Below are 12,273 nucleotides of genomic sequence, written 5' to 3' on the forward strand. Positions count from 1 at the left end.
TGGCCGGCGTCATGCTCATAGCGCCACCTGCACGCCCAACTCGACCACGTGCGCGGGAGTCAGACCGTAGTACTCTGCGCTCGATGTGCAGTGATGCGACATGAACGCGAAGAGCCGCGCACGCCAGCGGCTCACGTCCTGCTGGGCTTGCTCGCGCAGCACCTCGTCGCGCGGCAAATAGAAGGTGGTCTGTTGCGGGTCGAAACGCCAGTCGCCCAGCCTGCCTTGCAGCGATGCCAACAGGCGCGGCAGATTGGGCCGCTCCACAAAGCCATGATGCGCGACGATCTCCCAGCATCCCGCGCCGAGGTCGCGAGCTTCGATGCGGGTTTCATCGTCCGCCTGTGGCGCGGACTCCGCAACGTTGGCGAACACGATCACCGTACGATGCAAGACGTGATTGTGACGCACGTTGCTCGCGAGCGCGGCCGGCGTCATGCCGGGTACGTTGCCCGGATACACGGCCGTGCCCGGCACTCGAGGCGGCTTCGGATCGGCAGTGCAGACACCGCGCAAAAAGGCGTCCACTGATTCGCCGCGTGCCGCATGGCGCGCCTCCAGTTCGCGGCCCCGGTTCCAGGTACTCATCGTGATGAACAGCAATGCGCCCACGGAAACCGGGAACCAGCCACCGGTGGGAATTTTCGGCAGGCTCGCGGCGAGCAGCATGCCGTCCACGATCAGCAGGGGCACGCATGCGAGCCATGTGGCGACGCGCGGCCAGCCCCATACTTCGCGGCACACCGACAGCATCTGCATCGAGGTGGTCACCATCGTCACGGCCACGGCGAGGCCATACGCGGACGTGAGCCGCTCGGAGCTGCGAAAGAACAGCACGAGAAACACCACGGCCACGAGCAATCCCGCGTTGACTGCCGGAACGTAGATCTGGCCGCGCCGCGTGCTCGAGGTTTCGATCGTACGCATGCGCGGCAGGAAGCCTAGTTCGATGGCCTGGCTCGTCATTGAAAAAGCGCCCGAGATCACCGCTTGGGAAGCGATGATGGTGGCAAGCATGGCGATGCCGACCGCCGGAATGAGCGCCCAATGCGGCACCGAGCGAAAGAACGGCTGGCTGGCGCCGCCCGGCTCGAACAGCACGGTCGCGGCCTGGCCGAAATAACCCGCGACGATCGCGGGCAGCACGACGCAAAAGAACGCAATACGAATGGAGCGCGTGCCGAAGTGGCCGATGTCGGCGTAGAGCGCCTCGGCGCCCGTCAACGCAAGAATTACGGCAGCGAGCACGCCGAACGCGAGCCCCGGATGCGCGAACGCGAGCCGCACGGCCCAGACCGGCGATGCCGCGGCGAGAATCGCCGGATAGAGCACGATGTGATAAACGCCCACCGCGCCGAGGCTCAAGAACCAGAGCGCCATGACCGGCCCGAACGTGCGCCCGACCATGGCGGTGCCGCGCGACTGGAACAGGAAGAGCGCCACTAGAATCGCCAATGAAACCGGCAGCACGGCGCTGTCGAATGCGGGATTGATTTCCTTGAGCCCTTCTACCGCGGAAAGCACCGAAATGGCGGGCGTGATCATCGAGTCGCCGTAAAACATCGCCGCGCCGACGAGACCCGCGAGCACGAGCAGACGCGGCGCGGGCCGCCCCGCCTTCGCGAACCCCGCCCGCACGAGCGCCGTGAGCGCGACGATGCCGCCCTCGCCTTCGTTGTCGGCGCGCATGACGAAAATGGCGTACTTGAGCACCACCACGATCAGCACCGCCCACAGGATCATGGAAAGCACGCCCATCACCACGGGCTGGGCCGTCGAATGCGCCGTCTGCACGGCTTCGCGCAGCGCGTAGATCGGGCTCGTGCCGATGTCGCCGAACACGACGCCGAGCGAGCCGAGCACCAGTGCGCGCTGGCCAGCGTCGTCGTCCTGCTTGCGCGCCTGCTCTTTCGGCGCGTTTGCGTGCGGGTCCAGGCGTTCCTTGAGCATGGCTGCGCGGCGTTCGTGGAGGTTTTGCCCTCTCGCAATTGGCGTTCCACTCGAACCTGCGCGAGTCAGGGGTCGATCGGCAATTTGCCGTCGGCGTTGGGAACTTGCCTTATCCGTCGGGCGCGTCTATATTGAGCCCAGATGGTTGCGAGTCGCAACCATTAGCCTAAATACCGTGAAGACCGTAACGGAGACCATCATGGATTTTGTCGACGTGCCCGCGCAGCCCCGCGAGACGACCATCCTCGAACTGCGCGAGTTCTCGCGGCGGCTCGTGCGCGAGCTGGGCTTCATGCGCGCGACGCTCGCCGACAGCGATCTCGCCCCGTCCGCCGTGCACGCCATCATCGAGATCGGCGCGCAGCCGGGCATCAACGCGAGGGCGCTCGGCGACATCCTGCGGCTCGACAAGTCGAACACGAGCCGGCAGGTCGCGCGGCTCGAAGCGGCCGGTCTCGTCAAACGCAAGACCGCCGACGATGACGCGCGCTCTTCCGAGCTGACCCTGAGCGCGGCAGGCCAGAAGCTGCGCGCGAAGATCGACCGCTTCGCCACGGATCAGGTTTCCAACGCGCTGCGCAAGCTCGTTCCTGCCGACCAGCAGACGCTCGTGCGAGCGCTCTCGCTCTACGCCGACGCGCTCGCGCACGACAATCCCAACGAGACCAGCGCAACGGCGCCGGCGGCGGGGGTGCAGATCGTCGAAGGCTACCGGCCCGGCTGCATTGGCGACATTGCGAGCCTGCACGCGCGGTTCTACGCGGCGAACTGGGGCTTCGGCTCGTACTTCGAGAAGAAGGTGGCGACGGAACTCGCCGACTTCGCCGGCGCGTTGCCAGCGGTTGGCAAGGCGCTCTGGCTCGCGGTGGAACGCGATCGCGTATTGGCTTCGCTTGCCATCGACGGGAACGAGTGCGGCAACGCAGGCGTCGCCCACCTGCGCTGGTTCATCGTGGACGACTCACTGCGCGGCACCGGCATCGGGCGGCGGTTGATGACGAACGCGATGCAGTTCGTCGATGCACACTACGCCGAGACCTACCTGTGGACGTTCAAGGGCCTGGACGCCGCACGGCACTTATACGAGTCGTTCGGCTTTCACGTCGCGGAAGAGTCCGAAGGCCACCAGTGGGGCACGAGCGTAACGGAGCAGCGCTTCGTGCGGCGCCGCGCCGGTTGACTCGCACGCATGTGCACCGAGGCGAAGCCGCCAGGCATCACGAGGGCGGCGAACGAAAGCAGGAACGCCACCAGTGGATCGCGCGTATGGCTGAACGCCGTGAAGAGCGGTACGGAAAACAGCGTGGTCGAGTGGGGCGTTCAGTCCTTCGGTGCGTACTCGCGATCGAGCCGGTCGAAGAGCGGCTTGTTGACGAGGCGCTGACGCTCGGCGAACGGCGCGACGATCGTCGCGTCTTCGTCGAGCCGGCCGTTTGCGCGCAATTGCCCGAGAGCACGCTGCATGCCGACCACTGCGCCCTGCAGCGCCGCGTTCGCGTACAGCACCAGCGCGTAGCCAAGGGCCGCCAGCGCTTCGCGCGACTGCACCGGCGTCTTGCCGCCAATTACGATGTTGATGAGCTGTGGTGCATCGATGAGTTTGGGCAGGCATTCGATGTCTTCGAGCTTTTCCGTGGCTTCGATAAAGAGAATGTCCGCGCCCGCCTCGATGAACGCGTGGCCGCGCGCAATCGCGTCTTCGATGCCGTGCACGGCGGCGGCATCGGTGCGCGCCATGATGAGCAGATTGCCGTCTTCGCGCGCGTCCACGGCCGCGCGGATCTTGCCCGCCATCTCGCTCGCGCCGATCACTTCCTTGTTGGCGAAGTGGCCGCACTTCTTCGGCATCACCTGGTCTTCGAACTGGATCGCATCGGCGCCGCTGCGCTCGAGCGTACGCACGGTCTGGCGCACGTTGAGCGCATTGCCGAAGCCCGTGTCCGCGTCGACGATGAGCGGCAGGTTGACGGCGTCGCGCACGCGCGCCGTGTGCTCGGCAATGTCGCTCAAACCGATGAAGCCGAGATCGGGCAGGCCGAACGACATGTTGGTGACGCCAGCGCCAGTGAGGTAGAGCGCTTCGAAGCCGGCGTCCTCGATCACACGGGCGCTCATGGCGTTGAAGGCGCCCGGCACGAGCAGGCCGCGGCGTTCGTTGACTTTGGCGCGGAACGCGGCACGGCGTGCGGCAGTGGAGGTGGTCATCGCAATAACTCCGTTCAGTGGGTTTTGAGAAGGCTCAGACATTTGCAGGATGTATGCCAACCAGCAGAAGCTGGCCGCAAGCCATGCAGAACAATACTTTAGCGGCCCCAGCGTACGACCGGCGTTTCGCACCCTGTATTTCCGGAGTTCGCGCAGAGCGACGCAGCGAGCGATGCGCCGCCGCGCACGCCGGCCAATCGTGCCGCCGCCAGCCGCGCGCTCGGCATAGGCCGCGCCACGCTTTTGCGCTTGATGAAGGGCGCGTGATCGCACGGAGTATCATGACAACCTCCACGATGCGTCGGTTGAGGGCGCATCGAACCTGCCGCGGAACCTGCCATCGTGAACTATTTCAACGTCCTGCTCGCGCTCTCGGGCGTCCTGCTGCTGAGCGTCGCCAGCCCCGGGCCGAACTTCGTCATCGTCACCTCCACGGCGGTGGCCTCGCGGCGCGCGGGCCTCGCGACCGGCCTCGGCCTCGCCGCCGCCTCCGGCACGTGGGCATGGATCGCCATCGCGGGCCTGAGCCTGATCGTCACCCACGTGGCCTGGATCGGCACCGGGCTGCGCATCGCAGGCGCGACTTATCTGATCTGGCTCGGCGCAAAAATGCTCCTCACCGCGCGACAGCCCTTGCAGGTTGCCGCGCAGCCGGGCGCATCGGGTTGGGCCGCCGCGAAGAAGGGCTACTTCGTCAGCATGACGAATCCCAAGGCCATTGCGTTCTACGGCAGCATCTTCGCGTTGATGGTGCCCGCTGCCGCGCCGCGCTGGCTCGAAGTGGCGGTCGTCGTGATCGCGATCCTCATCTCGTGCGCCTGGTATTGCTCGATGGCCCTGCTCGCCTCGCATCCCACCGTGCGCCAGTTCCTCGTCCGGCGCAAAGCCGCGCTCGACTCGGTGGTGGGCGTCGTGCTGGTCGGGCTCGGCGGGCGCATGCTCGCAGGGCGCTGAGCCTCGCGGCCATGAGCGGGCGCACGGCCTGGCGAAGGCGGCACGCCGCGCCGCTGGCGTCGGCGTTGACCCTGGCGTTCGTGCTCGCAGCGTCGTCCTTGCTGGCCCACGCGCAAAGCGCGCCCAGGGTCGTCGACCTTCCCACCCGGCCCGGCGTCACCCAGCGCTTCCTTTTCATTGCGCCCGCGGCGCCAAAGGCGGTCGCGATTCTTTACGCGGGCGGGCACGGCGGCCTCCAACTGGACCCGCAGGGAAACTTCGGCTGGGGCGCCAATAACTTTCTCGTGCGCAGCCGCATGCTGTTCGTGAACGACGGCGTCGCTGTCGCAGTCATCGACGCACCGAGCGACCGTCAATCACCGCCCTACCTGGAGGGCTTTCGCCTCACGCCCGAGCACGCCGTGGACGCCCGCATCGTGATCGCATGGTTGCGCGAGCAACTACACGTGCCAGTCTGGCTCGTCGGCACGAGCCGCGGCACGCAGTCGGTTGCGGCCATCGCGATTGCACTCGCGAAAGACGCGAACCCGGACACGGACCCAGGAACAGGCCCGGACGGCATCGTGCTCACCTCGACCATCCTGCGCGATAACCGGGGCGGCGACCCGGTCACGGGCATGAACCTCTCTGCGCTCAGGATTCCCGTGCTCGTGGTGCACAACAAGGACGACGCCTGCAAAGTGTGTCCGGCAGCCGAAACGGACACCCTCATGCAAAAGCTTACGCAATCGCCGAAAACGAAGCTGATACTCGTCTCCGGCGGCACTTCGCGGGGCGACCCGTGCGGGGCGTCCGCGTATCACGGCTTCAACGGCATCGAAAGCGACGTCGTGCACAGCATCACGGCGTGGATGCTCGCGCGTTAGCGGGGTTTTCGCGCCTCGTGCATTCGGGACGTCGTGGAAACGCCGGTGTATCGTGAAACGAGCACGCCGGGGTATTTCGCATGACTAACCGCCCTTCTTTTTCGCCGGCGCACTGTTGTGCCCGAACGACCCCGGCGGCTCCGCCCGGCCGTGATGGCCTAGCGGCACCTCTGCCGTCTGCTCCGGATGCGGACCGCCCTCGCGTGGCATGAACTCGGGTCGCGACTCCGGTTGATCGAAGCTGCCCGGCACACCTCGTGCGGGTTGCTCCTGCGCAGGTTTCTGGCCGGCGGCGCGCTCGTCGCCGGTCTCGTCGGCCTCATCCGGCGTGGGGTTTTGTGTCGATAGACCCATAACTCGGCTCCTTAAGGGGGCGCGGATGCGATGCATCCTGTTCACTCTTTTGGACCGCTCGCCGGAGCCGGTTGCACACCGGCTGGTGCCGACATCTGGGTCGGCGAAGGGTCCTGGGTTTGCGGGCGAGTGCCTTCGTCCGCACGTTTGCAGGCCGTACACCCGAGCGCCAGCGCGGCCGCGCCGAGCAGCCACCAACGCGGCCACGAACGCAGCCGCAAACGGGTGCGCGGACTCGCCAAATTTTTACGCGATTTAGCAGTGCTTTTCATCTGATCCCTCCCTTGTGCGCGCCAATTGCAATTCCGCGCGCCACGCTTGTAATTCTTCTACCCCGTCCCCGGCGCTCCGATTTTTCACGTTCGCGCTGGCGCGCTCCGTGTTGCGCCGGTCCCGCGCCCATCGTTCATTCCCGATAGGCCGCCATCACGATCCACATGTCGCGCTCGCCGTTGCTCACTTCAGCGGCCAGCGCATAGCGGTCGTGCGGGCTGCAGGCGTTTTGCAGCGCCTTACGCGCCTGCTCCGTATTGTCGTACTCGCGCCTTTCCAGCGGACGCACCTCGTTGCGTCCCTCAAACATCTTCTGGTCCTTGCGGTAGATAAGCGTTTCGTTTTTCCATTCGCGAAAGCATTCCCGGACATGCTGGAAATCGCCTCCGCAGACGTTCACTACGTAGCGTGGAGTTGACTTCATGATCGACCGCCTCCCTTGCCGGTTCGACGCGCACTTGCCGTTTTCCTCACGCCGCGCGCGTGCACACCCGTGTGGACGCATGGGGCGTGCCGGACCTCCCTCGCCATCGGCCGGTATTGCATTTGCGCACGGGGTGAATCTTCTGTGGGGGAGCCTTCATGAGCACGAGCCAGCATCCTTCTACGCAGCGCAAGGGCGGCCGCCCGGCGCGGCAGCGTCACGCCCACGCGAGCGCCGCCAAAAGTCACGCGAAAAGCGCCACGAGCGGCGCCGCGAATAAATGGTCGAAGCACGTGAACGAGACGAGCGACGCCATGGACATCGAGTCGGGCGTATTCAAGTCCGGCAGCGCCGAAGCGATCGCCCGCTCGCTCAAGGAATCGTCGCTGCACAGCCGGCGGCGCAAGGGCACGCCGTTTCAGTCGGCCATGTCGATGCTGAACTTCTACATCAACCGCGCGGGCAGGAACCTGCCCAAATCGCGGCGCGACACGCTCGTGAAAGCCAAGGGAAAGCTGCGGGAAGCGTTTGGCCGCAAACCCTGACGAAAAATCCCAGACTTTTTCACGCTGCCATGGGCGTTGGCGCCAAGTCTTATATAAGACATAAGACATTTGACGTTATATCGTATTGCGCTTAAAATCCCGGTCAAAGCAGTGCCTGGAAAAGCCTCGGAGTGCCTGAAAAGCCTTCGCCTTCAAACGCAATACCAGTAGGTCCCCCAATGCTTGAAAACTTTCGCGCTCACGTAGCCGCACGCGCCGCGCTCGGCATTCCCCCCCTCCCGCTTACGGCCCAGCAGACCGCCGAACTGGTGGAACTGCTGACGAATCCGCCTGCTGGCGAAGAGCAGACGCTGGTCGACCTGATCACCCACCGCGTGCCGGCGGGCGTCGACGAAGCCGCCCGCGTGAAGGCCGGGTTCCTGGCCGCCGTGGCCAAGGGCGAAACCGCCTGCGCGCTGATCTCGCGCGAGCGAGCCACCGAACTGCTCGGCACGATGCTGGGCGGCTACAACATCGCCCCGCTGATCGCGCTGCTGTCCGACGCCGAAGTGGGCACCGTGGCTGCCGAAGCGCTTAAGAAAACCCTGCTGATGTTCGACCAGTTCCACGACGTCAAGGAACTGGCCGACAACGGCAACGCCAACGCCCGTGCCGTGCTGCAAAGCTGGGCCGACGCCGAATGGTTCACGAGCCGTCCGGAAGTGCCGCAAAGCCTGACCATCACCGTGTTCAAGGTGACGGGCGAAACCAACACCGACGACCTCTCGCCGGCCCCGGACGCGACCACGCGCCCGGACATCCCTTTGCACGCGCTGGCGATGCTGAAGAACGCCCGTCCCGGCATCACGCCGGAAGAAGACGGCAAGCGCGGCCCGGTCAAGTTCATCGAATCGCTGAAGGAAAAGGGCCACCTGGTCGCCTATGTGGGCGACGTGGTCGGCACCGGCTCCTCGCGCAAGTCGGCCACCAACTCCGTGCTGTGGTTCACGGGCGAAGACATTCCCTTCATCCCGAACAAGCGCTTCGGCGGCGTGTGTCTCGGCGGCAAGATCGCCCCCATCTTCTACAACACGATGGAAGACGCCGGCGCCCTGCCGATCGAACTCGACGTGTCGCAAATGGAAATGGGCGACGTGGTCGAACTGCGCCCGTACGAAGGCCGTGCCCTCAAGAACGGCGCCGTCATCGCCGAATTCCAGGTCAAGTCCGACGTGCTGTTCGACGAAGTGCGCGCCGGCGGCCGAATTCCGCTGATCATCGGCCGCGGCCTGACGGCCAAGGCGCGTGAAGCGCTGGGTCTGGCGCCTTCGACGCTGTTCCGCCTGCCGCAAAACCCGGCCGATACCGGCAAGGGCTTCTCGCTCGCGCAGAAGATGGTCGGCCGCGCATGCGGTCTGCCGGAAGGCCAGGGCGTGCGCCCGGGCACGTACTGCGAACCGAAGATGACCTCGGTCGGCTCGCAAGATACGACCGGCCCGATGACCCGCGACGAACTGAAGGACCTCGCGTGCCTCGGCTTCTCGGCCGACCTCGTCATGCAGTCGTTCTGCCACACCGCCGCTTATCCGAAGCCGGTGGACGTGAAGACGCACCAGACGCTGCCGAACTTCATCAGCAACCGCGGCGGTATCGCGCTGCGTCCGGGCGACGGCGTGATCCACTCGTGGCTGAACCGCATGCTGCTGCCCGACACCGTCGGCACCGGCGGCGACTCGCACACGCGCTTCCCGATCGGCATCAGCTTCCCGGCAGGTTCGGGTCTGGTCGCCTTCGCGGCCGCCACCGGCACGATGCCGCTGGACATGCCCGAATCGGTGCTCGTGCGCTTCAAGGGCAAGATGCAGCCGGGCGTCACGCTGCGCGACCTCGTGAACGCCATCCCGCTGTGGGCGATCAAGCAAGGCTCGCTGACGGTCGCCAAGCAAGGCAAGAAAAACATCTTCTCGGGCCGCATTCTCGAAATCGAAGGACTGCCCGATCTGAAGGTCGAGCAAGCGTTCGAACTCTCGGATGCATCGGCAGAGCGTTCGGCCGCCGGTTGCACGGTGCACCTGAACAAGGAACCGATCATCGAATACCTCAACAGCAACATCACGCTGCTGAAGTGGATGATCGCCCAGGGCTACCAGGACCCGCGCAGCCTGCAGCGCCGTATCAAGGCGATGGAAGCATGGCTGGCCGATCCGCAACTGCTGCAACCGGATGCGGATGCCGAGTACGCCGCCGTCATCGAGATCGACCTGGCCGACGTGCATGAGCCGATCGTGGCCTGCCCGAACGATCCGGACGACGTGAAGACGCTCTCGGACGTTGCCGGCGCCAAGATTGACGAAGTGTTCATCGGCTCGTGCATGACCAACATCGGTCACTTCCGTGCCGCATCGAAGCTGCTCGAAGGCAAGCGCGACATTCCGGTCAAGCTGTGGGTCGCGCCGCCGACCAAGATGGACCAGAAGCAGCTGACCGAAGAAGGCCACTACGGCGTGTTCGGCACGGCTGGCGCGCGTACCGAAATGCCGGGCTGCTCGCTGTGCATGGGCAACCAGGCACAGGTGCGCGAAGGCGCAACGGTCATGTCGACCTCGACGCGTAACTTCCCGAACCGTCTGGGCAAGAACACGAACGTGTACCTCGGCTCGGCGGAACTGGCGGCTATCTGCTCGCGTCTGGGCAAGATCCCGACCAAGGAAGAGTACATGGCCGATATGGGCGTGCTCAACGCCAACGGCGACAAGATCTACCAATACATGAACTTCGACCAGATCGCCGACTTCAAGGAAGTGGCCGATACGGTGACGATCTAAGTGTGATGCTGGAGTACGGCGCGGGGCTTGGGTTGTAGATCCGCGTCGTGGCACCGGACAATGGCGCCGCAGGCTGAATGCCTGCGGCGCCATTTTTTTGGTTCACCGGGATCCGTGGGAGCCGTTGCGGGAAGCAATGACTGCCCGAACCACCAGCATGACGCGTTCGATCCTCGCGCCAGGCCGGATGCGGCCTGCACGTTCGAGTTCGGCAAGTCCATGCAGGGCTGCCCAAAAGGTCTCTGTCACGTTCTCGACATCGGTGCTGAACGGCGCAACGACCGACGCGAGCGCTTCGAAACCGGCCCGCAGTTCCGGTCGGGTTTCGGCGTCGCCAAACCGCAGATCGGTCGGGAGCGTAAACATTGCCTCGTAGAGCGCGGGACACCGCGCTGCGAAGCCGAGATAGGCCTTGGCGACATCCCCGAGGGCGTTTTCTTGCCCCGCCGCGCCCTGCGCCGCTCCCCGAAGCGCAACCGTGAGTTCCTGAAAGCCCTCTAGAGCAACGGCTGAAACAATCGCGTTCCGGTTTTCAAAATGCGAGTAAAGGACCGGCTGGCTATATTCGATCTCTTCGGCGAGGCGGCGAACCGTGACCGCATCCCAGCCTTCGCGCTCCGCGATCACGCGCGCTGCCGCGACGATGCGGGACTCGCGCTCAGCCCGCTGCCGGCCTTTGCGTTCGGCGATACTCAACCTTCCTCTCCCAGACCCCAATGGTCCATGGCTCGCGATGATACGGGAGCTTGATAATCTAGCAACGCTAGATTATATTCCGTCACTACAACCTGAGGCATAGGACTCTGTAATGCATTGGCTCTCGTCCGGACTGGCGCTATTCCTCGCCCTCGCCATTATCGCGATAGGCACCCAATATCTTGTGAGGCCAATGACTGCGACACGCAGTTTCGGTCTGCCGCTTCCAGAAAACGGCGCCAACACCGCCTGGTGGCTTCGCCTGAAGGGCGTGCGCGACATTGCGTCCGGCCTGGCGGTCCTGGCGTTCATGGTGTGGGGCACGCCGCTCGGGATAGGCATTGTCCTGCTCGTGGAAGCCGTCATCCCGGTTGGCGACATGCTGATCATTCTTGCCGCCAAAGGCTCCGCCAAAAGCGCCTTCGGCATGCATGGCGCGACGGCCGTGCTGATGGTCTTCACCGCGATTTCGACGATTATGGGAGGGCGTTGATATGATCCACGCGCTTTCGATCTGGCTCCTCGCCGCCGGCTTTTTTGGCGCCGGTCTCTTCAACGCCTACGGCACGTCCGGGTCGCAAAGCGATTACGCCCGCTGGGGTTACCCGCGCTGGTGGGGTCGTTTGACCGGCGCACTGGAGATGGTGTGCGCTGTTCTGATCGCGCTGCCGGCAACTCGCATGATGGGTCTGGCGCTCGGGGCGCTAATCATTGCGGCAGCAGTTTTGACCGTTCTGCGTCATCGCGACTTCTCGCACCTTGTGCCGCTGAGTGTCTTTGTCGCCGCGATCGCGCTCGCAGGATTTTCGGCTTGAGAGAGTCCACGCGCTGACTGCACATCCCGTGCAATCAGCGCGCGAATGCCAACGCGCTGTACTCAGCCGTTCCCGCCGTGAAAGAGCGTCAGCCTGTTCGTCACCGAAGTCACGCCCTGCACCGAACGCGCCACCTCTTCCGCCTGGCGGATCTGGTCGCCAGTGCGAACCGTACCGCTCAGCGTCACAGCGCCGCTGCGCGCGCGCACGAAAACGCCGGACACGTTGAATCCCTGCGCCCTCGACAAGGCTCGCCGCACGGCACGGGCAAGTGCGCGGTCTGCCTTTTTGTCGCTGGGCGCCGCCTGGGTCGTGCCCGGTGCCATCGACGCGTCCGTTGGCGCATTTTCCGATTGGGCATGCGCCATGCCAGCGACGGTGAACAGAAAAGACGCGAACACGGCGCATCGCAGATTTGATTTCATG

Annotated in this window: 13 protein-coding genes; 7 read left to right on the forward strand and 6 right to left on the reverse strand. The window is 64.9% G+C overall.

All coding sequences use genetic code 11. The annotated features are described in order from the left end of the window. Nucleotides 1–15: 15 nt before the first annotated feature. A complete protein-coding gene (locus M3I53_RS18110; protein ID WP_254317259.1) occupies nucleotides 16–1,950 on the reverse strand; it encodes a potassium transporter Kup in 1,935 nt (644 codons plus the stop codon). A gap of 199 nt (nucleotides 1,951–2,149) precedes the next feature. Here M3I53_RS18110 and M3I53_RS18115 point away from each other — a divergent pair, with 199 nt between their 5' ends. Beyond that, nucleotides 2,150–3,130, forward strand: a complete 981-nt coding sequence (locus M3I53_RS18115; protein WP_254317260.1) for a helix-turn-helix domain-containing GNAT family N-acetyltransferase — start codon at nucleotides 2,150–2,152, stop codon at nucleotides 3,128–3,130. A gap of 140 nt (nucleotides 3,131–3,270) precedes the next feature. Here M3I53_RS18115 and M3I53_RS18120 read toward each other — a convergent pair whose 3' ends face one another. Then, entirely contained in the window at nucleotides 3,271–4,155 is an 885-nt protein-coding gene (locus tag M3I53_RS18120) for an oxaloacetate decarboxylase (RefSeq protein WP_254317261.1), read from the reverse strand. 342 nt (nucleotides 4,156–4,497) lie between these two features. On the opposite strand from M3I53_RS18120, the gene M3I53_RS18125 reads away from it, so the two are divergent. Both M3I53_RS18125 and M3I53_RS18130 read left to right on the forward strand, forming a co-directional pair. Continuing rightward, nucleotides 4,498–5,109 (forward strand): LysE family translocator, encoded by a 612-nt coding sequence (locus M3I53_RS18125; RefSeq protein ID WP_375542548.1) that lies wholly within the window; start codon nucleotides 4,498–4,500, stop codon nucleotides 5,107–5,109. Nucleotides 5,110–5,120: 11 nt separating this feature from the next. Next, nucleotides 5,121–5,975, forward strand: a complete 855-nt coding sequence (locus M3I53_RS18130; protein ID WP_254317262.1) for an alpha/beta hydrolase — start codon at nucleotides 5,121–5,123, stop codon at nucleotides 5,973–5,975. Between the two features lie 84 nt (nucleotides 5,976–6,059). Here the strand turns inward: M3I53_RS18130 and M3I53_RS18135 are convergent, their stop codons facing one another. Together M3I53_RS18135 and M3I53_RS18140 are read right to left on the reverse strand one after the other, a co-directional pair. Then, nucleotides 6,060–6,329, reverse strand: a complete 270-nt coding sequence (locus M3I53_RS18135) for a hypothetical protein (protein ID WP_254317263.1) — start codon at nucleotides 6,327–6,329, stop codon at nucleotides 6,060–6,062. Between the two features lie 406 nt (nucleotides 6,330–6,735). After that, nucleotides 6,736–7,026: a hypothetical protein gene (locus tag M3I53_RS18140; protein ID WP_254317264.1), complete on the reverse strand. Its 291-nt coding sequence runs from the start codon at nucleotides 7,024–7,026 to the stop codon at nucleotides 6,736–6,738. A gap of 158 nt (nucleotides 7,027–7,184) precedes the next feature. Between M3I53_RS18140 and M3I53_RS18145 the strand changes: the two genes are divergently transcribed. Next, nucleotides 7,185–7,571: a DUF3175 domain-containing protein gene (locus M3I53_RS18145; protein ID WP_254317265.1), complete on the forward strand. Its 387-nt coding sequence runs from the start codon at nucleotides 7,185–7,187 to the stop codon at nucleotides 7,569–7,571. Between the two features lie 179 nt (nucleotides 7,572–7,750). Continuing rightward, nucleotides 7,751–10,336: a bifunctional aconitate hydratase 2/2-methylisocitrate dehydratase gene (gene acnB, locus M3I53_RS18150; protein ID WP_254317266.1), complete on the forward strand. Its 2,586-nt coding sequence runs from the start codon at nucleotides 7,751–7,753 to the stop codon at nucleotides 10,334–10,336. A 102-nt stretch (nucleotides 10,337–10,438) separates the two neighbouring features. Here acnB and M3I53_RS18155 read toward each other — a convergent pair whose 3' ends face one another. Further along, a complete protein-coding gene (locus M3I53_RS18155) occupies nucleotides 10,439–11,032 on the reverse strand; it encodes a TetR/AcrR family transcriptional regulator (RefSeq protein ID WP_254317267.1) in 594 nt (197 codons plus the stop codon). Nucleotides 11,033–11,144: 112 nt separating this feature from the next. Here M3I53_RS18155 and M3I53_RS18160 point away from each other — a divergent pair, with 112 nt between their 5' ends. Both M3I53_RS18160 and M3I53_RS18165 read left to right on the forward strand, forming a co-directional pair. After that, nucleotides 11,145–11,525, forward strand: a complete 381-nt coding sequence (locus tag M3I53_RS18160; RefSeq protein WP_254317268.1) for a DUF4267 domain-containing protein — start codon at nucleotides 11,145–11,147, stop codon at nucleotides 11,523–11,525. Nucleotide 11,526: 1 nt separating this feature from the next. Beyond that, nucleotides 11,527–11,847 (forward strand): DoxX family protein, encoded by a 321-nt coding sequence (locus M3I53_RS18165; protein ID WP_254317269.1) that lies wholly within the window; start codon nucleotides 11,527–11,529, stop codon nucleotides 11,845–11,847. A gap of 62 nt (nucleotides 11,848–11,909) precedes the next feature. Here the strand turns inward: M3I53_RS18165 and M3I53_RS18170 are convergent, their stop codons facing one another. Next, nucleotides 11,910–12,272, reverse strand: coding sequence for a BON domain-containing protein (locus tag M3I53_RS18170; RefSeq protein ID WP_254317270.1), 363 nt, complete (start codon nucleotides 12,270–12,272; stop codon nucleotides 11,910–11,912). Nucleotide 12,273 lies beyond the last annotated feature (1 nt).

Origin of the sequence: Paraburkholderia sp. CNPSo 3272, assembly GCF_024206495.1 — a bacterium.
In the GTDB taxonomy this organism is placed as follows: Bacteria; Pseudomonadota; Gammaproteobacteria; order Burkholderiales; family Burkholderiaceae; genus Paraburkholderia.

Coding starts and splice junctions, on each gene's coding strand:
- acnB (WP_254317266.1), top strand. CDS start 7,751: ATGCTTGAAAACTTTCGCGCTCACGTAGCCGCACGCGCCGCGCTCGGC.
- M3I53_RS18165 (WP_254317269.1), top strand. CDS start 11,527: ATGATCCACGCGCTTTCGATCTGGCTCCTCGCCGCCGGCTTTTTTGGC.
- M3I53_RS18160 (WP_254317268.1), top strand. CDS start 11,145: ATGCATTGGCTCTCGTCCGGACTGGCGCTATTCCTCGCCCTCGCCATT.
- M3I53_RS18115 (WP_254317260.1), top strand. CDS start 2,150: ATGGATTTTGTCGACGTGCCCGCGCAGCCCCGCGAGACGACCATCCTC.
- M3I53_RS18120 (WP_254317261.1), bottom strand. CDS start 4,155: ATGACCACCTCCACTGCCGCACGCCGTGCCGCGTTCCGCGCCAAAGTC.
- M3I53_RS18135 (WP_254317263.1), bottom strand. CDS start 6,329: ATGGGTCTATCGACACAAAACCCCACGCCGGATGAGGCCGACGAGACC.
- M3I53_RS18140 (WP_254317264.1), bottom strand. CDS start 7,026: ATGAAGTCAACTCCACGCTACGTAGTGAACGTCTGCGGAGGCGATTTC.
- M3I53_RS18170 (WP_254317270.1), bottom strand. CDS start 12,272: ATGAAATCAAATCTGCGATGCGCCGTGTTCGCGTCTTTTCTGTTCACC.
- M3I53_RS18130 (WP_254317262.1), top strand. CDS start 5,121: ATGAGCGGGCGCACGGCCTGGCGAAGGCGGCACGCCGCGCCGCTGGCG.
- M3I53_RS18145 (WP_254317265.1), top strand. CDS start 7,185: ATGAGCACGAGCCAGCATCCTTCTACGCAGCGCAAGGGCGGCCGCCCG.
- M3I53_RS18110 (WP_254317259.1), bottom strand. CDS start 1,950: ATGCTCAAGGAACGCCTGGACCCGCACGCAAACGCGCCGAAAGAGCAG.